Origin of the sequence: Cupriavidus sp. HMR-1, assembly GCF_000319775.1 — a bacterium.
GTDB classification, from domain to species: Bacteria; Pseudomonadota; Gammaproteobacteria; order Burkholderiales; family Burkholderiaceae; genus Cupriavidus; species Cupriavidus metallidurans.
Map to the genome: position 1 here is coordinate 1 of NZ_ANKP01000259.1, position 18195 is coordinate 18195.

At 66.4% G+C, this 18195-nt stretch carries 15 protein-coding genes; 5 read left to right on the forward strand and 10 right to left on the reverse strand.

Annotation, left to right across the window (positions count from 1 at the left end; translation table 11 throughout):
- Positions 1 to 145: 145 nt before the first annotated feature.
- Genes D769_RS28380 through bcsB form a run of 3 tightly spaced genes read right to left on the reverse strand, consistent with a single transcriptional unit; the run spans position 146 to position 7348 of the window.
- Positions 146 to 3949 carry a cellulose synthase subunit BcsC-related outer membrane protein gene (locus D769_RS28380; protein ID WP_008651912.1) on the reverse strand — a complete coding sequence of 1268 codons (3804 nt, stop codon included), beginning with the start codon at positions 3947 to 3949 and terminating at the stop codon, positions 146 to 148.
- Positions 3931 to 5094 (reverse strand): cellulose synthase complex periplasmic endoglucanase BcsZ, encoded by a 1164-nt coding sequence (gene bcsZ / locus D769_RS28385; RefSeq protein WP_035882265.1) that lies wholly within the window; start codon positions 5092 to 5094, stop codon positions 3931 to 3933. Before bcsZ ends, D769_RS28380 begins: the two co-directional genes overlap by 19 nt.
- Before the next feature lies 1 nt (position 5095).
- On the reverse strand, positions 5096 to 7348 hold the full coding sequence (bcsB, locus tag D769_RS28390; RefSeq protein WP_008651917.1) for a cellulose biosynthesis cyclic di-GMP-binding regulatory protein BcsB: 2253 nt from the start codon (positions 7346 to 7348) through the stop codon (positions 5096 to 5098).
- A gap of 360 nt (positions 7349 to 7708) precedes the next feature.
- Between bcsB and D769_RS28395 the strand changes: the two genes are divergently transcribed.
- Positions 7709 to 8557: a D-amino acid aminotransferase gene (locus D769_RS28395; protein WP_008651920.1), complete on the forward strand. Its 849-nt coding sequence runs from the start codon at positions 7709 to 7711 to the stop codon at positions 8555 to 8557.
- A gap of 69 nt (positions 8558 to 8626) precedes the next feature.
- Positions 8627 to 8902: a hypothetical protein gene (locus tag D769_RS28400; RefSeq protein WP_008651922.1), complete on the forward strand. Its 276-nt coding sequence runs from the start codon at positions 8627 to 8629 to the stop codon at positions 8900 to 8902.
- Between the two features lie 15 nt (positions 8903 to 8917).
- On the opposite strand, the gene D769_RS28405 is transcribed toward D769_RS28400, so the two are convergent.
- From D769_RS28405 to D769_RS28420, 4 genes are all read right to left on the reverse strand, one after another.
- Positions 8918 to 11470, reverse strand: coding sequence for an EAL domain-containing protein (locus tag D769_RS28405; RefSeq protein WP_008651925.1), 2553 nt, complete (start codon positions 11468 to 11470; stop codon positions 8918 to 8920).
- 285 nt (positions 11471 to 11755) lie between these two features.
- Positions 11756 to 12259 carry an OmpA family protein gene (locus D769_RS28410; protein WP_008651927.1) on the reverse strand — a complete coding sequence of 168 codons (504 nt, stop codon included), beginning with the start codon at positions 12257 to 12259 and terminating at the stop codon, positions 11756 to 11758.
- 9 nt (positions 12260 to 12268) lie between these two features.
- A complete protein-coding gene (locus D769_RS28415; RefSeq protein ID WP_008651929.1) occupies positions 12269 to 13549 on the reverse strand; it encodes a diguanylate cyclase in 1281 nt (426 codons plus the stop codon).
- Positions 13546 to 14196: a YfiR family protein gene (locus tag D769_RS28420; RefSeq protein WP_035882271.1), complete on the reverse strand. Its 651-nt coding sequence runs from the start codon at positions 14194 to 14196 to the stop codon at positions 13546 to 13548. Before D769_RS28420 ends, D769_RS28415 begins: the two co-directional genes overlap by 4 nt.
- 173 nt (positions 14197 to 14369) lie before the next feature.
- Here D769_RS28420 and D769_RS28425 point away from each other — a divergent pair, with 173 nt between their 5' ends.
- The 3 genes from D769_RS28425 (at position 14370) to D769_RS28435 (ending at position 15453) form a co-directional block, all read left to right on the forward strand.
- Positions 14370 to 14573, forward strand: a complete 204-nt coding sequence (locus D769_RS28425) for a hypothetical protein (RefSeq protein WP_008651931.1) — start codon at positions 14370 to 14372, stop codon at positions 14571 to 14573.
- Between the two features lie 125 nt (positions 14574 to 14698).
- Positions 14699 to 15130 carry a YXWGXW repeat-containing protein gene (locus D769_RS28430; protein WP_008651932.1) on the forward strand — a complete coding sequence of 144 codons (432 nt, stop codon included), beginning with the start codon at positions 14699 to 14701 and terminating at the stop codon, positions 15128 to 15130.
- Positions 15131 to 15228: 98 nt separating this feature from the next.
- Positions 15229 to 15453 carry a hypothetical protein gene (locus D769_RS28435; RefSeq protein WP_008651933.1) on the forward strand — a complete coding sequence of 75 codons (225 nt, stop codon included), beginning with the start codon at positions 15229 to 15231 and terminating at the stop codon, positions 15451 to 15453.
- 85 nt (positions 15454 to 15538) lie between these two features.
- Here the strand turns inward: D769_RS28435 and D769_RS28440 are convergent, their stop codons facing one another.
- The 3 genes from D769_RS28440 to D769_RS28450 all read right to left on the reverse strand — a co-directional run.
- The gene (locus D769_RS28440) at positions 15539 to 15922 is read right to left on the reverse strand and encodes a hypothetical protein (RefSeq protein WP_035882356.1); all 384 of its coding nucleotides are present in this window, start codon (positions 15920 to 15922) and stop codon (positions 15539 to 15541) included.
- A gap of 78 nt (positions 15923 to 16000) precedes the next feature.
- Positions 16001 to 17605, reverse strand: coding sequence for a glycerol-3-phosphate dehydrogenase/oxidase (locus D769_RS28445; RefSeq protein WP_008651936.1), 1605 nt, complete (start codon positions 17603 to 17605; stop codon positions 16001 to 16003).
- A gap of 19 nt (positions 17606 to 17624) precedes the next feature.
- Positions 17625 to 18195, reverse strand: a 571-nt coding sequence (locus tag D769_RS28450) for an FGGY-family carbohydrate kinase (RefSeq protein ID WP_008651937.1), incomplete at its 5' end; no start/stop codon positions are given.

Below are 18195 nucleotides of genomic sequence, written 5' to 3' on the forward strand. Positions count from 1 at the left end.
GAGCGCCGGCGCCAGCCCTTCGATCGCGAGCAGCGTGCGCGCCTGCAGCCGCGCCAGCAGCGGCTTGCGGGAGGGGCGGGGGGCAGAGTGTTCGACGTCGTTCATGACAGAACCCGATAGCTCAGTAAGTCGCTCAGTAAGTCGCTCAGTAAGTCGAGTAGGGCCGCACTGGCGCGGGCGGGTACGGCACCGGGTCTTTCCGCTTGTCGAACAGATACCGGAGCCAGGCCATGGCACGGTTCGGCGCGTAGTCGCGTGACCGGTCGATCGAGAATGCCGCGCCAACCACCCAGTGCGGCGCGAGCGTGTATTCGATCGTCGCGCCCAACGTGTAGCTGAAGCCACCGCCCGAACCGCCCTTGTAGATGGCGTTGCCGCTCATCGCCTGCAGGTCGGGGCGGGTCGGGAAGTACGGCGCATCGTCCTCGTAGGTGAATGACCACCCTGCCGAGCCAAGGAAGCGCCACGACCACTTGTGATACCGCCCGGTCCAGTCCAGAGGGATGCCGAACGACACATAGCGTTGGGGGCTGTAGTAGCCGCCATGTCCAAACGTATAGAACCGCTGGTTGTCGGAGTAATGCCAGTAGTTGAGCACCAGACCGCTGGAGACCCTCTGGTCCCGCGCCATGTAGACGGGCACGTCGAAGCCGGTGCGCACGGTGATTTCGCGATTGGTCTTCACGTTGTCACCAGTGTAGAGGCCGGCGCCGACGTCGGCAAACAGGCCAATGCGTCCGACATCGCGCGCGTACCGCAAGTGGACGCCGTTGCGCACGATGCCGCCCCAGTGCTCCCCGGTGACCGGATCAACGGCCCCCGCGTACGAGATCAGCGAACTTGTCACGGCCCGCCGCGAGATGTCCGCGCTGAACGACGAAACGCCGAGGTCGGCGCGATAGCGGAAGCCGCCAACCACGTTCTGCTCGGTGAAGCCAAGCGGCGTGGTGCCGATATCGGCGCGCCAGCTGTTGTATGCGCCATCGTATTCGTAGCCGGCGGCCAGGGCCACACCCTTGTCGGTCTGGCCGATCGGCCCGAGCCCGGCGTTGCCGAGCGCTGGGATCTTGCCGAAGGGCAGGTCGCTGACCGATCGGCTGGCCTGCAGCGTACCCGCATCGAGCAGCACGGTATCTGCATGGAAAAAGTAGTGACCCGTATAGCCATTCGGAATCCGCACATAGAGCGGAATCTCGGTGGCGTTCAGCTTGGAGATGCCGTCGTCGCCGGACTTGTTCGACTGCAACACGGCCGTTGCCACTTCACCCTGGCGACGTGCCTCCAGGCCCGCCAGCGCGCGCTGCGCGGGCGTGCCATCGGGGCCCGGCAGCACGCTTTCGCGTTGCTCGAGCCCGAGCGCGGTGCGATAGATTTCAGCCGCATCGTTGTAATCACCGCGCGACTGGGCGATGCGGCCACGCTGCACGGTGATGTCGGCGCGGTTCGGGAAGCGGGCGTCGAGCGCATCGACGACGGCATCCGCTTCGTCCTCGCGCCGCAGCGCAGTGAAGCGCCGCGCCACCGAGAGGCGTGTGTCGATATCGTCCTCGGGCGCTTCGGCCAGCACCGTGCGCACGATGTCGAGCGCCTCGTCGGTGCGGCCCATGCGTTCGTACTGCCGCGCCAGCGTCAGTTGCGCGCCGGCGTCGTGCGGATCGGTGGCCAACACCTGACGCGCCGCATCGGCTGCGCCCTTGAAGTCGCCATGGGCCTCGCGCAGGTCCGCGAGCTCCAGCAGCCAGCGACGGTCGCGTTGCTGTGCTTCTGGCACGGCGTACAGGGTGTCGTGCGCGCCGTTGAAGTCGCCTTCGGCGATGCGCCGATCGGTCTCGCGGATGGCCAGTCGCAGTGACTGGTCGGCGAAGCTGGCACGTTGTTCGTCGGTGATGCCGGGCAGGGCGGTCGAATCGGCGATCCACTGGCGCAATGCCTCGTCGCGATCGGCCGCCGCCAGCAATTCGCCATAGCGCAGGCGGATGTCGAGATGCGGGTCCTCCGGGTGCGCGGCCAGCCAGTCGCTGACCAGATGCAAACCGGTCTCCGGCTCGCCGAGCGCGATCCATTCGCGTCCGATCGACGCCAGCATGTGCGGATCGTTCTGGGCCTCCTGCGCGGCCTGACGCAACAGGGCACGTGCCTCGTCGTCGTGTCCCTCGGCAACGCGCAGCCGGGCTTCGCGGAGCAAGCGCTGGGCGGCCAGGTTATGTCCGAGGTTCCTCATCCCTTCCGAGCGCTCGGCATCCGGCACGGCGGCCAGCACCGTAGTGGCCGCGTCGATGTCGTCCACGCTGTTCAGGTAGAGCGCCGTCGCATAGCGCATCTCGCTTGTCGGCGCAGCCTTGAGACCGTCGTCCATGACGGTGCGGCCTAGCGCGGGTAGTCCCAGATCGCGATAGAGGCGGGCCAGCGTGAAGCGTGTCCAGGCGTCGTCGGGCTGCAGCCGAACCGAAGCCTCCAGGTTGGCGATGGCGGGGCTGCGCTTCTGCTGTGCCAGCAGCCGTTCCGCCTGCACCGATAGCAGGTCGGCACGCATCGCGCGCATCTCGCGCTCGGAACCTTTCATGCGCGGCTCGATGCCGGCGATCAGCGGATCGATTTCGGCATCGCGATGTTCCTTCTGCAGGAGTTCGACCAGCGAGCGCAGCGCGCCCATGTCGGGTTTGGGGCGGGCCAGCATCTTGCGCAGCAGCGCCTCGGCTTCCGCATCCTTGTTCTGCGCGATCAGCGCGTCGGCCAGGATGCCTTCCGCGCTGTCGTTGCCAGGCTGCTGCGCCAGTGCCTTGCGCGCCAGCGCTTCCGCTTCGGCCGGCTTGCCTTGCTTGTTCGCGTCGCGTGCCTTGGAGATCATGCCCCAGAACGTTGCCGTGGCCATCAGGCTGCGCCATTTGTTGCTCGGGTCGAGCTGCTGCGCACGTGCGAATAGTTCGTGTGCCTCGTCGTGCCGGCCTTCGCGCAGGCGCACGAGTCCGAGCCCGCCCACCACTTCGGCATCGTTCCGCCGCTTTTGATACGCCTTCTGGAGGGCGATGTCCGCCTCACTGAGCTGGCCACGCTCGAGCTGTGCCAGCCCGCGTTGCCGGGCCTGATAGGCGGGGTCGGCCTGCAGACGCTTCTGCTCCTCTACCTTCTTGCCGAGATCGGCGAGCGTCTGCCGCGCGGCGTCATCATCGGGCACTTCCTTCAGGTAGCGCTCGAACCAGACGTAGTAGGCCGGGTCATCATTCACGCGGTAAAGCGTGCGCCGCCAGATGTCGAGCGCGGTCTTGTGGTCGCCATCGGGGCGCTGCGTGATGCGATAGAGGATGCCGATGCCTTCCTGGCGGGTGCCGGCGCGGTCGGTCAGCAGATCGCCCAGTGCGAGCTGCAGTGCCATGTCGTTGGGGTTCTGGCGCGTGCGGCTGCGGAGTTCGCTGATGGCCCGTGTGCGGCCATCCGGCGTGCCTGAGAGGATGCGGTAGTAGTCACGTGCCAGATCGCCGCTGGGCGCGCCGCGCGGGAACAGCAACAGCAGCCGCTTCACGGCTTCCTCGTCCTTGCCCGATCGCGACAGCAACCGGATGGTGGCCATCTCGCGCTTGTCGCGCGTGGCGATCCGATAGGCGTCCTCGAGTTCGAGCGTCGCGGCGCTGCCCGGCGCGGTCTGGCGCAGCTTGGCCAGCAGCTTGCCGGCTTCGGCGGGGCGGTTCGAACGGATCTCGATCAGGCCCATCAGCTTTAGCGCCTCGGGCTGGTTCGGATCGATCAGCAGTGCCTTTTCCAGGATGCCGCGCGCCATATCGGTGCGGTTCTTTGCCTCCCACATTTTGGCAGCGGCAAGCAACTGCGCCATCTGCGCGGATGTGGCAGGCGGCGACACACCTGCCGCTGGGGCAGGATCGGCCGCGAAGGCCGGCAAGGCGGAACTGGCCAGCAACAGCGCCAGCGCGGGAGCTAGCGCGTGGCGGGGCATGTGGATTTCCAGGCCGGCACCAGGGTGCCGTCCGCTTCGAAGCGGAAATGTCCGTCAAGATGGCCCAGGCCGAACAGCGCCAGCACCTGGCTGTAGTAGCCGGCGGGCTTCTGCGCGGCCAGGTCGCGGGCGCGCTGCGCCTGCGCGCGCGCGTCATCGGTCTGTCCCAGGGCGGCAAGGTAGGGCGCGATGGCTGCCGAGAAGCCACCGTTGCCGCTGTTCGGCCCGAACGTGCCCGACTGGGTATCGACCCGCTCGGGCGGATACCCCTGCTTGCGGACGTAATCGGCCATCGGGCGGAACGCCTGGAGCACCGAAGTGCGCAGCGGATCGCGCGGCGCCATCATGCCGGCCCAGAGATAGACCCGGATCGCGTTGTATGAGCCGCCGGCCTGTGTCTGCGTGTCGGGCCGGAAGCCTCGCCCCTTGTGATACTCCACCCAGTCAGGCGAAAAGCCGCGCGGGGCCGTGTTCAGGATCAGCCGGGCCGAGGTGTCGACCAGCGTTTTCCAACTGCTGTCCTCGCCCGGCATGGCTGCCAGCCGCCGCATGACCTGCAATGGCACATAACTCGGGTTCAGGCGCCAGACATCGGGCGACGTGTGGAATCCAGTGGGCCCGGGCAGCAACGTGCGGCCGAGTCCGGGCAGCACCGCCGTTTCCTCGCGCAGGGCGCGGCGCGCCACCAGCGTTCCAAGCGCCGTGAAGCGGCGCTCGTTCCAGAGGCGGCCGGCTTCGAGCAGCGAGTAGGCAATCCACAGGTCCGCGTCCGATGCCGGATTGGCGTCGATGACACCCCAGGTGCCTGCGTGCTCGCCCTCGGTGCGCTTGCCCCAGATCCACGCGGGCAGATGGGCCGTCAGGTCGCCTTGCGCGAGGTTGTTCTCGGTCCAGGTCAGCAGCCTGTCGAAGGTAGCGCGGTCGTTGGCCACGAGCGCGAAGAACAGCGCATACGACTGGCCTTCGGAGACCGTCACCTGCTGGTCGGTGCTGTCGTCGATCACGCGGCCGTCCTGGCTGATCGTGCTGCGCCGGAAGGCATCCCAGTCGGGCCACGCGCAGGTGGCCGCGGCACTGGTCAACACCGTGCCGGCCAGCGTGCATACGACGGTAGCCCGCAACAGCCAGGCCATTGCCCGACGCATGTCAGCCTCCGTTGCGGCGTGCCGCCAGCCGGCTCAGCGCCCAGAACAGCGTCAGCGCCACGATCAGGCCGGCAATGATGCCCGCGATCGCCAGGAGCGCAGGATGCCCGGACAGGCGCATCCACAAGCGGCCATACCAGGGCAGGCTGCCGACGTAATACCGTTCGCCCAGGCGCAGGCCTTCCAGGTCCCGATGGTGGATCACGGTCAGGTCGCCGCGGATCTGCGCCACCCTGCCGGGGTCCTCGAGCACGTCGAGTACATCGCGCAGACGCTCGTCGGCCGTGGCCGTCAGCGCGACGATGCAGTGCTGCGCCTTGAACGGCGATTCGAAGCCGATCAGCGCAGCCAACGGGCCATCGGCGGTCAGGATCGCGCGCCCGGCAGGCGAAACGTCGACGTCGTCGGTGCCGCTGAGCCAGTTCGACCATGCGTGCGAGCGTTGGTCGCGCAGCGTGATCTCGGTCTTGCCGCGCTCGATCATCAAGGGCAGCGACTTGCCCCAGCCGGTCAGGATCTGCGCCGCGCTGCCGGTACCGATGATGACGAGGTTCCGGTCCTTGACGGTGTCAATGGCCTTGGCAGGCGCCACGGCCACGCGCAGAGATGGCAGGCCGGTCCATTTGCCCATGTGGCCGAGCATGGTCAGTGCGGCTTCCTGGTCGATGGTGGTGGGTGCGTCGGGCACCACCACGGCGGTATCGGCCAGATCGGCCAGGCGCGTGAACGGATAGCCACTATTGGCGAAGAACGCCAGGTTGGGCAAGGCGGCGTAGTGCGCGAAGCCGCTGAAGTCGATCGACGAATCCGGGTCCACCGCCGCGCGCGCCACGTTGGTCGCCGTCGACGCGCACAGGCCGGTCTTCTGCGAGTCCATGCTGAAGCGGAACTGCATCTGGTTATTGCTGCCGACGCGGAACGCGGGGATCAGGATATCGCTGCTGGCCGAGACGCTGCCGCCGGACAGCAGCGGCACGCTGACGAGGTTCTCGTCGCCCTGTGTGGTCAGCGGCTTGAGGCGATACGAGCGCACGAGCTGGTCGTTGATATCGACGCTGAGCACTGAATCGTTGTACGTCGAAGGCGCGGTGTAGCGGTACTTGATGCTGAGCGGCACGGAGCGGTCGTTCCAGCCGAACAGGTCGGCCGGCACGCGCAAATTAACGCGGATGGCATCCGGGCTGGCGCCGGCCACCTGGAGTTGCTGCGGATCGGTGACGAGTTCCTTGAACAGGACTGGGCGATCCACCGGGGCCCACGCTGGCGCGTCATAGGGCTGGCGCGGCTTGCCCAGGTCCACGGCCTGCACGCCGGTGCTGGCGCCAGCCATGGCGGCCTTGCCCAGTACCAGCGCATTGGCGGCCAGCTGCAATTCTTCCGGATTGCGCCCGGCCAGCACCAGCAGCTTGCGCGCGGGGTTTGCGGGGTTCGGCATGACGCGCACCGAGGCGCCTTCGATCTTGTCGATATGAAGGCCGTCCGGCATGGCGTTGGGCATGACCAGTGCGATCGCGTGCGCATCGCCGGGCGCGGTGCGCGACACCGGGAAGCGGAGCTCGCGATAGCTTGCCAGTGCGCCGAGCCACGAAGCTACGACGCCAGCGGCGCGTAGCACGGCGGGATCAGTATTGGCCGGCAGCACGAACGGCACGGTGACGCGGTTGTTGTCGCGGCGGTCGAAGAACGGCGCGGGCAGCAACGCCAGGTTGTCTGGCAGCGTCACGCTGGCCTTGCTCAGCGTCAGCGTGGTGCTAGGACTGATGTCGGCCCACAGGCTTGAATGGAACGGGTCTTCGCAATGATCGAGCGTGTAATGCGCGATCATCTGCACGTTGATGCGGTTGAAGTCCGTGAAGTAGCGCGGGTCCAGATCCACTTCGCGCGTGACCTGTTGCCCGGCGTGTTCCTGATCCAGCGGAATCGTTGCCACCACCTCATCGTTGAGGCGAATCTTCAGGTGCGAGAGCGGGAAGACGAGCGCTGGCGAATAGGTGAAGACCAGCTTGAGCCGGGCCGCGGTGACCACTTCGTCGAGCCGGACCCCCACGTTCAGTGTGTGGTCCGGGTCCACGCCGCGCAGCGGAATCGGATAGTTGGCCCCCATCTGGGCGAGTGTCAGAACCTGGGTACGGGTGACGAGCGGAGAAGCCGCTGTCGCGCCCGGCGAGGGCGGGGGTGCTGCGGCGGGTGAAGAGGCCGCGACCTGGGCGGCCGACTGGCCGGGAATCGTCGAGATCAGGAAGGCCGTCGCCATGGCGGCAATCCGCGTGCAGCCACATCGCAGGCCTGACTCCAAATTCGTCATATAGGGCGCCCTGTAGGAGTGGCACGGCGAAGGCACGTGAACGCAATGCCGATGTCGCGCACTGAAGTTTCGCGTGACGAATATATCACGCTGTTTTTCGTCTGCTGCATGGCAATGCACGCTAGATCAATGAATTAAAAAATATTCAATACAGGCCGACTTTGTCGTTGAAATAGTTTTAGGCGCGCGTCTTGCCGAAGTCACATCGACGGAGGGGCGATGCCGCGACGACATGCCGAAATTGCATAAAGGCAGTCCGCGCCATGTGAAAGAATTCACTTCACGATCTTCCTTGCCCAAATACTGACCATGTCTGAAACAGTCGTTTTCCTGAATGGGGAACTGCTTCCCCTGTCCGAAGCCCGCGTGCCCGTGCTCGATCGCGGGTTCATCTTCGGTGACGGCATCTACGAGGTGATTCCGCTCTACAACGGCAAGCCGTTCCGTGGCGCTCAACATCTGGCGCGCCTGCAGCGCAGCCTTGCCTCCATCGGCATTCCCAACCCCTATTCGGAGACCGAATGGCTGGCGCTGATCGACCGTGTGGTCAAGGCCAACGGCCTGGGCGACCAGATGGTCTACATGCAGGTGACGCGCGGCGTGGCCAAGCGGGCCCACGCATTCCCGAAGGAAGTCACGCCGACCGTGCTGATCATGACCAACCCGATGGCCCTGCCGCCGGCGGCATCGGTGGAACAGGGTGTGGCCTGCGTGACGATGGAAGACCGCCGCTGGCTCAACTGCCAGATCAAGTCGACCTCGTTGCTCGGCAACGTGCTGGCCGCCCAGGTGGCCGCCGAGGCAGGCGTGACCGAGGCGATCCAGTTTCGCGATGGCAATTTGACCGAAGCGTCGTCGTCGAACGTCTGGTTGGTCAAGGATGGCCGCGTCTACGCGCCGCCCAAGGACAACCTGATCCTGGAAGGTATCCGCTATGGCCTGATGGAAGAGCTGTGCACGGCGATGGATATCCCGTTCGAGGCCCGCCGCATCACGCGCGACGAGGTGTTCGCCGCCGACGAAGTCCTGCTGTCGTCGGCCAGCAAGGAGCTGCTGCCGGTGGTGACGATCGACGGCAAGACCATCGGCGCGGGCAAGCCCGGTCCGGTGTTCCAGCGCCTGTTTGCGGCGTATCAGGCAGCCAAGTCGGCGCTATGACAAGCGTCATGTCCCCGCGATGGTCGCGTGCTAGGATGGCGCGCACGAACCACCGAAAGGAGGCTGCTCATGGCCAAGCGCGAGCGCAGCCGGCATGCCATCAAGGAAGAGGTGAGCCGGCGCATTCATCAGATCGATGAGGTTGCCGACGATGGCGCGCATATCCGGGTACCCGACCCCGAGCCGCACGAGCGCGACGCGTGGGGTCGTAACTGGGACATGGACTATTTCGGCAATGCGCGCGGATACGAGGCATCGATCCGCAGCGTGGTCGATGACGTACGCGACGAGTTCGATCTCGTCGACGATCCCGTAACAAGGGTGCCGAACCCGTTCGGCGACTGAGCGGGGGCGAAATCCCTAGTGCATCAACCCTGGCCAGGACGGCTGGGGTTGCCATCTCTCGATGGACGCGGCCGGCAGAGGCTGGGCGAACAGGAACCCCTGGCCTACGTGACAGCCCTGGTCGAGCAGGAACTGGCGCTGGAGCGCGCTGGTGACTCCCTCGGCCACCACGTTCAGATCCCGCGCGCGGCCAATCCGGATCACGGCCTCCACCAGGGTGCGCGTGGCCTCGCTGTTCTCCAGATCCACCAGGAAACTCCGGTCGAGCTTGATCTCGTCGACTGGCAATTGCATGAGCCGGCTCAGGCTCGAAAACCCCGTCCCGAAATCGTCGATCGACAGGCGCACGCCCAGCTTGCGCAGGGCTGCGATCGTGGCCTCCGCCTCGGAGGTGTGATCGAGGAACACGCTTTCCGTGATCTCGATGGTCAGTTCGCCGGCAGGCAGCGCGTGCATTCGCAGGGCCTGCGTCACTACGTCCGGCAGCGCTGGGTCACGGATCGATAGCGGCGAGAGGTTGACGGAGATGGCCGGCACTGCGGCGCCGAGCCGTCGCCAGCGTGCCTGCTGCGCACATGCTTCGCGCACGGCCCAGTATCCGAGCGCCACGATCAATCCGGATTCTTCGGCCAGCGGCACGAACACCGTGGGCGCGATGTCGCCGCGATGCGGATGCGGCCAGCGCGCCAGCGCTTCCACCGCCCAAAGGTTGCCCGAAGCCAGATGGATCTGAGGCTGGTAGCGCATCTGCAACTGGCCGCTGCCGATGGCTTCGCGCAGTTCGGATTCGAGCATGCGCCGATCGCCAAGGCGCCGCGCCAGCACCGTGTCATACACACAGATCTGGTTGCCGAGGTCCGGGCCACTGCGCTTCCTGGCCTGGCAGACCGCAAGGTCGGCATGATGCAGCAGCGTTTCGCGGTCGCGTGCCTGCTCGGTCAACATGCTGATGCCGATGCTGGCCGAAGGCGAAAGGCTCAGGCCGTGCGCGACGGTAACCGGCGGATCGAGCGCGCGCAGCAGCTCATCGGCGATGGCCAGGGCCTCGTCACGTCCGTGGCCCGGAAGCAGTACGGCGAACTCGTCCCCCGACAGCCGGCCGACGGTGGCATCCCGCGCGTGTTCGGCAGTGGCGAACTGCAGCCTTGATGCCACTTCGATCAAGAAGCGGTCGCCGGCGCCGTGACCCTGCACGTCGTTGACGCGCTTGAAGTTGTTCAGGTTGATGAACAGCAGGGCGAGCGGGGTGCCATGGGCGTTGGCACGCGCCACGGCATCGTCGGCGCGGGACAGCAGCAACTGGCGATTCGGCAGGCCGGTCAGCGCGTCGTAGTACGCCAGGCGGTGGATGCGCTCCTGGGTCTGGTCGCGCACCAGCGCCAGCGCGCAGAGGTCGGCGGCAACTCCCACGAGGTTTTCGTGGAACCCGTCTGGCAAGCGTGGTTCATTGAAGCACAGCGCGAAGGTGCCCAGCACGCGCCCGTCGGCGGCACGCACGGGGGTGGACCAGGTGGCGGCCATGCCGGCGGCAAGCGCCGTTTCGCGTAGCGTTTCGCAGCGCGGATCCTGAGCGATGTCGTCGACGGCCACGGCGTGGCCGAGAAAAGCCGCCGCACCGCAGGAGCCCGACTGCAGGCCGATCTGCAGGCTGTCGAATGCGGCGAGCAGTTCGGGGGTGGCCGATGGCATCGCCACCAGCCGCAAATGGCCGTTGGAGACGCGCATGACGGCGGCCTTCGTGCCCGGCGCCATTCTTTCCACGCGACGGCACAGATCATTCATGATCTGCGCCGTCGGCAGGTCGCGCGCCAGGGCGTCAAGCGTGCGGTGCTGGATCGATTCGCGTACCTTCGTTGCCGTGATGTCGGTCAGGACCCAGACCGTGTTGACCAGTCCGCCACGATGCGTCGACGCCATAATCGGACTGACCGCGACCGATAGCCAGCGCGGCTGCCCGCTCTTGTCGGGCACCAGTGCTTCATTGCGCAGCGGCAGGCCGGCCGCCAATGGCGCCAGCAACGAAGGGATCTGCTCCGGCCGCGCGTTGATCGGCATGAGCAGATCCTGCCAGCGGCGGCCTACGGCCTGATACCGTGCGTAGCCGAGCAGACGCGTGAAGCCACCGTTCAGGTGGCAGATCGTGCCGTGGGCGTCGGTGATCATGACCGGGTTTTCGGCGTGGTCGAGGCACAGCGAGAGCATACGCAGTCCCGGCGGGCTCAACGTGGCGCCGGGCTCATTGCCGGTGCTGCCGTCGTCATGCAGGAAGGCGGCGAACTGCTTCGCAGGCACTCCTGGATTGGAGGCGCCGTCCGTGCCGAAGGTGGTGATGTGCAGCCGCACATGACGCACGGTGCCATCTGCGCGTGCGATGGCGAGATTCTGACCGCTCTGGTCATTGGCCACGCGCAGATCGCCGAGCGCCAGGACGGACGCGCACTGGCCTAGCACGGTGGTTCGTTCCAGACCCCACAATGCCTCCGCTGCGGCATTGAAGAGGGTGATCTGGTTGCGTGCGTCGACCGCGACCACGGCATCGATCGCCTGTTCCAGCGCCTGGGTACGCATTATTTTTTGACTATCTCGTTCTTGTCGGGTGTTACGTGCGCGACCAGGTGTTGCCCAGTCTCTCCCCATCGACCTGATCGACTGATCGACGTGCGCACCACGCGAGTGTACGACCGTTCTACTGCGCCCGTGGGCAGGGTTTGTCCGGCCTTCTGTCGTTGGCCGATCCACCGCAAACCAAGGCTGGGCGGGCCTGGGGATATGGGCAAAGGGCGAGAAAGGCGCTTTCGCTCTGGCCTGATTTTCTCGGTACGCCCGAATTAGAGTGTTTCTTCGGAACAGGGTCTATTCGACCGTGACAATGATCGCCACGCGGCGGTTCTCCGCGCGACCCAGCGCCGTGCCGTTGTCGGCGATGGGGCGGGTCTTGCCGAATCCGCGCACATCGAGATGATCGCGTGCGAATCCGCAGGTGAGCAACACGCGCGCCACAGCCTCGGCACGGCGCATGGAGAGCTGCTGGTTGTACTCGATCGTGCCGACGTTGTCGGTGTGGCCGTCCACGCGCAAGGCGTCGATGCCGGCATCCCGCAGCGTGCGTGCGACCCGGGCGAGGGCGTTCTGTTGCTCGGCCGAGACCGTGTCGTCGTCGAAGCCGAACAGCACCTTGTCCGGCATGACAAGCTCCCAGCCGTTGCCGGTCAGCATGAACCCCTGGTTCTTGAGCACGGCAATCTGCGCGGGTGTCAGCTTGTGGGCGGGGCTGGCGCAACCGGACAGCGCCAGCGCGCCCAGACCGGCCAGTGTGGTCAGCAGGAAAGCGCGACGGGGTCTGCTGGGCGCTCTCATGGTCGGCCTCTAGAGATGTGGCTCCGGTGGCGCGGACTCCGCGCTGTGCCACGTGGCGCCGGACTGGCGCTTGGCCCCGTACATCGCGGCATCGGCGGAATGGAGCAGCGCCGTGCCATTGCGGGCATGCAGCGGGTACACGGCCAGGCCGATGCTGAGTGGCGCGAAGATGGTGGTGCCATCCGCCAGACACACAGGGGTGGCCATGGCGTTGAGGATGTGCTCGGCGATGCGAACCGCGTCCTCGGGCGCGCGGAGGGCGTTGACCAGCACGGCGAACTCGTCGCCGCCCAGCCGCGCCACGCTGTCGCCTTCGCGCAGGCAGCCGCGCAGGCGCTGACCGACGGCGACGAGCACGGCATCGCCCGCCGCGTGGCCATAGCGGTCGTTGATTCCCTTGAAGTCGTCGCTGTCGAGATAGAGCACGGCGGCATATTGGTTGCGCGCCGCCGCAGTACGCACGGCGAGATCGAGCGCTTCAGTGAAGGCGGCGCGGTTGAGCAAGCCTGTCAGGCTGTCATGGCTGGCGCGGTGCGCCAGCGAACGGTTCTCGTGCTGAAGCTGGTTCTGCCAGGCCTCGAGTTCGTCCAGCAGGACGTTGAAGTCTTCGGACAGCGCATTCAGTTCCTCGATCCGCGCCGGCGGCATGCGCTGTCCAAACGCGCGTTCGGAACGCACCGCGTGGGCCACGCGCATCAGGTTGCGCAGGGGATCGACGACATCCTTGAGCATTCGGCGGGACATGTAGTGCGCCACCAGCGCCGTCAACAGCAGGCAGGCTCCCAGGCCCAGCGTGCCCTGCAGCAGGAAGTGCAGCAGCGCCACCGGATCGCCTGCCACGCGCACGCTGCCTACCTGCTGGGCTTCGTGGAGGATTGGCTGCTCGACGGCGCCCGATATCAGCAGGTCGCCGGCCACCCGGCGCAGCGCGGGGAATCGCTCGTGGCCGGGGCGCTGCCACACGGTCATCGGTTGGTGGTCGCGGTCGTACACGATGACCCGCGTCACGTCCTCGGATGCGGCGATCACGGAAAGCGCATCGGCCGCGGCGGCGGCGTCGCCGAACACGACCGGCGCTTCCACCGTATAGGCGATCGAGCGCGCCACCAGCCGGAGGTTGTGATCCGCATAGACGCGCAGCGCGGTCAGCCCGAGCGCGGTCAGCGAGATGCCGACCGTGAACACGGCGATCAGCGCCACGCCAAGGTGGATACGCCGCAGCGCGCGGTAGAGCGTCGGGCGCTGTGGCACGGCGTCGTCGGGGGCGGGGGGGCGGCCGGGCCAGTTCATGATGCGGGCGTCCTGCGGCGGCCGAGCTGGAGCACGCCGGGGTGGATATGAATCCCGCTGCGCGCGATGGCATCTAGATTGATCCGGAACGAGACTTGATTCTCACGGAATGCCAGGCAAAACATGCTGCCAACTTCACATTCGAAATCTTCCTCGACGATCACCAGCACGGGCTTTCCCACCAGATCCGTCGTCAGCTTCTTGCGGCGAGCATCGGTCATGGCCCCCATATAGAGTGCGTCGCACTCGGACGCGAGTGCGTCGGCAAGCGGATCGACAGGGCGTGCCTGGACCAGCCGGCCCGTGGATAGCGAGCCGCCTTCCATCAGCTTGCCACCGTAACGTGCATCCGTATCCACGCACAGCCGCAGCGTTTCGCGCTCGGCGGGCCAGCGCGCATAGCTCAACAGGCTCATCACCATGCGGGCCACGGCTTCGGGGCGTGAAGCCGGTGCGGCGGGGGCCGATACCGGGGCTGATGCAGGCGCTGCCGCGGCAACCGTGGAGGCGGCCACGGCTGCCGGCCATGTGCCGGGCGTGGCCAGCAGCAGAACCAGTGGCAGTGTCAGCGCGGAGCGCGGTCGGTGAGCGAAATTGGGCGTCAAGTACGGCAATTGGGGCGGCTGGCAGTGGTGTCCGGCGGACATCTGGTCAAGTGTCGGCACCGTTACAGAAAACTGTAGCCACTCTGGCTTATGTCCGCACCGGGCCAGATGTCTTAGATATAAGAGGATGAGGGTGACGGAGGCGGCAGCCATCCATCCCGTGTGCTAGAGTTCCCGGACGCGTTTGTCTCGCTTGTTTCGACCGGAGGAGTCTCATGACGACCGAATCCAGACCGCAACTCAAGGCTTTCGTGCAGACCGCGCCGCAGGCAGGGCGCTATGTGTGGGTGATCTCGCTGGTGGATTTCGGCGGGCAGCAGATCCGGCGCACCATCGTGTCCGACGACACCTTCACAACATCCGACGCCGCCCGCGTGGCTGGTGACGCCGAACTCAAGGCGATGGCTGCGGACCACTAAGCGTTTCAGCTGGCTAGTGCAGCCTGAGTCGCGTGGTAATTTTCGGATACCCTTTCTTACATCACATTCCAGATAGCACCGATAGACTTCTTTCTATCGGTGCTAATTACAAAGAGAGGGTCCCTATGAAACGACAGCTTTTCGCGCGCGCCTTTGCTGGCGCGGTTCTGCTTGGCTCGGCAGCGGCGCTGGCGCCAGCCGCCATGGCGCAGGTCAGTATCAATATCGGCATTGGCGTTCCGCCACCGGCCCCGGTCTATGAAGTCGTGCCGCCTCCGCGTGTTGGCTACGTCTGGGCGCCCGGCTATTGGGACTGGGACGACCACGGTCACAAGCATGCATGGAAGAAGGGGCACTGGGTCAGCGAACGCCCCGGCTATGTTTATGAGCAGCCGCGCTGGGTTCGCGCCAGCAACGGCTGGGTGTTGCAGCCCGAGCGCTGGAACCGCGGGCCGGGCCGAGGCGATGACGATGATCAGGGCCACGGCCATGATCATGACCGCGGCCGTGGCGGCTATCACTGCCCGCCCGGACACGCCAAGAAGGGCGAGTGCTGAGGATTGATCCCGATTTGTCGCGCCTTGCGATGCGGTGACAGCGGCGCGTGATGCCATGCTAGGATGCCCGGGCCAGAAAATTTCCCGGAGATGCGGACATGTCCAAGCAGGTTTTCACGCGCGCGCAGTATCTCGATATTCTCAATGACAGTCTGCGCCGCCATCCAGGTTTCCAGCCCGGCATGGCGTTCGTTTTCCTGCCGCCGGGCGCCAGCGCCAGCCAGGCTTCGGGCGTGGGTTGCACCGGTCCGATGGAAGCGATGCCGATCTACTGCGAGATCGAGCGCGTGGCGTCGGGACTGATCGAGGTCGAGCCGGCGTAGTGGCCGGTGCGGCGACAATAGCGATAGGACAAAAGCAAAACAGGCACCCTGCGGGGTGCCTGTTTTGCTTTGTGGCGTGGCCTGCTTACGCCTCGTCTTCCTCGTCGTCGAGGAATTCGCGACGCAGCATCCAGTTGGCGATCGCTTCGTCGCAGACATTCTTGAGCTTGCCCTTGTCGGGCAGCTTGTCGAACAGCTGAAAGTTCACCAGCGCCATGCCGATATCGGTGATGTAGAACATGCGGTCCGGATCGTCGTGGTGGACGATGCGCCCGTCAATGCCCGAATCCTCACTGTCGGCGGGCATGTCCTCGAGTTCGACCACCCGGCACGTGAAGCGCGGGCTGCGGGTGTGGGTCAGATACTCGAATTCGTCGTGCATGACGTCGCCGCCCTTGTTGGCGATGACGGCGAAGCCCCAGATGAACCGGGGCATCGGCAGATCGGACAGATCGTCAATCTCGTCCATATCGTCCATGGTGTTCTCCCTGATGCGTTAACCGGCATTATCGCCCAAGTCCAGCACCATGAACGCAGGTATCGTCGATCAGCCGAGCATATAACCCCTGGCGAGCTTGCCGAAGTCCTCGAGTTCGCGTGCCTGCCAGGCCGAGTCGTGCGCAAGTTCTTCCGCCAGGATCGCCGCCACCCGGGGCGCGCCGTCCAGCGCCGCGCGGGCGTCCAGGAACAGCGCCCGATTGCGCCGCGCCAACACGTCCTCAACGCGTCGGGCCAGCTCGTAGCGCGCGGCAAAGCGGACGTGGGCCTCGGTCAGGCCGGAGGCGGGCACGAGCACGTTGTCCGCGCCCGGCATCGCCTGAACCAGGGGGAGGTCGGCGCCGTAGTAGCGGTCGGGCGATCCGGTGCCCGAGGGCGGCAGGTCATTGGGCATGTTGGTCGCGCCGTGCAGCGGCAGGTCGGCCGTGCGGCAGGGCGCGGCGCGCAGCAATTGCCGCTGGATCGCGGTTTCCATCACGTCCTCGGCCATCTTGCGATACGTGGTCCATTTACCGCCAGTGACCGTGATCAGTCCGGCTTTGGATACCAGGATCGTATGCTCGCGCGACAGCGACGCGGTGGAGGCTTCCCCGGTGGCCTTCACCAGCGGCCGCAGGCCCGCCCAGACGCTGGTCACGTCATCGCGGGTCGGGTCGCGGGCCAGGTAGCGCGCGGCCGTTTCCAGGATGAAGTCGACGTCATCGCTCGCAGCGCGGGGCTCCAGTGGCAGATCCTGGCGCGGGGTGTCGGTGGTGCCGACGATCGTGTGCCCGTTCCAGGGCACCAGGAACAGCACGCGGCCATCGTCGGTTTTCGGAATCAGGACTGCGCGATCGCCGGGCAGGAAGCTGCGCGGAATCGTCAGGTGAACGCCCTGGCTCGGCGCCACCATCCGCCGGGCCTGGCCGTCTTCCATCTGGCGCACGGCATCGACCCACACGCCGGTGGCGTTGATCACGCAATCCGCATGCAGGTGGAACGTCTCCCCACCGATCACATCTTGCGCCGTGACGCCGGTGATGACGCCGTTGGACTGCGAGAGTCCGCTCACGCGCACGTAGTTGACCGCGGTGCCGCCCACATCGAACAGCGTGCGCATCAACGCCATCGCCAGCCGCGCGTCATCGAACTGGCCGTCAAAATACAGATTGCCGCCGCGCAGCGGACGCCCGCCCACGTGCTCGGCCAGGGTTGGCGCGGCCTCGAGCGTTTCGCGATGGCTGAGCCAGCGGCTGCCGGAAAGGTTCAGGCCGCCTGCCAGCATGTCATAGAGCTTCAGGCCGATCCCATAGAACGGCTGGTCGAACATCTGGTAGGCCGGCACGACGAAGCCGAGCGGCCAGACCACGTGCGGTGCGTTGCGCGCGAGCAGGCCGCGTTCGTGCAGGGCCTCGCGCACCAGGCTGATGTTGCCTTGCGCCAGGTAGCGAACGCCGCCATGCACGAGCTTGGTGGCCTTGCTCGACGTGCCCTTGGCGAAGTCGGCGGCTTCGAGCAGCAGCGTGCGGTAGCCGCGCGAAGCAGCATCGAGCGCGGTGCCCAGCCCCGTGGCGCCGCCGCCGATGACGATCACATCCCAGCGTGGCTCGCGCGCGAGCGTCTGAAGCAGAGTGTCGCGGGAGGGAGGGGCGACCGGAGTGACGGAAGTTTGCATGGGAAATTCGAATCTGGGTTCAGCGTGCGGCGTCATCGGACTCGCGAGCCCAGTCGCGGGCGCGGTCGACGGCGCGGTGCCAACGCGCGATGCGCCGCTCGCGTTCGTCGGCGGACAGCTTTGGCTCGAAGCGTTGCTCCACCTGCCACTGCCGCGTGATTTCTTCGGGGTCGGTCCAGTAGCCGGTTGCCAGCCCGGCGAGGTATGCCGCGCCTAGCGCGGTGGTTTCGGTCACGCGCGGCCGGACCACGGCGGTCCCGAGCAAGTCAGCCTGCATCTGCATCAGCAGGTCGCTGCGCGAGGCGCCGCCATCGACCCGGAGTTCGGCCAGCGAGATGCCGGCGTCCTTCTGCATGGCGTCGAGCACATCCACGCTTTGCAGCGCGATGGATTCGAGCGCGGCCCGGGCGATGTGCGGCCCGCCGGTACCGCGCGTGATGCCGACCAGCGTGCCGCGTGCGAAGGGATCCCAGTGCGGCGCGCCGAGGCCGGCGAATGCCGGCACCAGCACCACGCCGCCGGTGTCGGTGCACTGGCGGGCCCGCGGCCCCACCTCCGGGGGGCTGTGGGTCAGTTTTAGACCGTCGGGC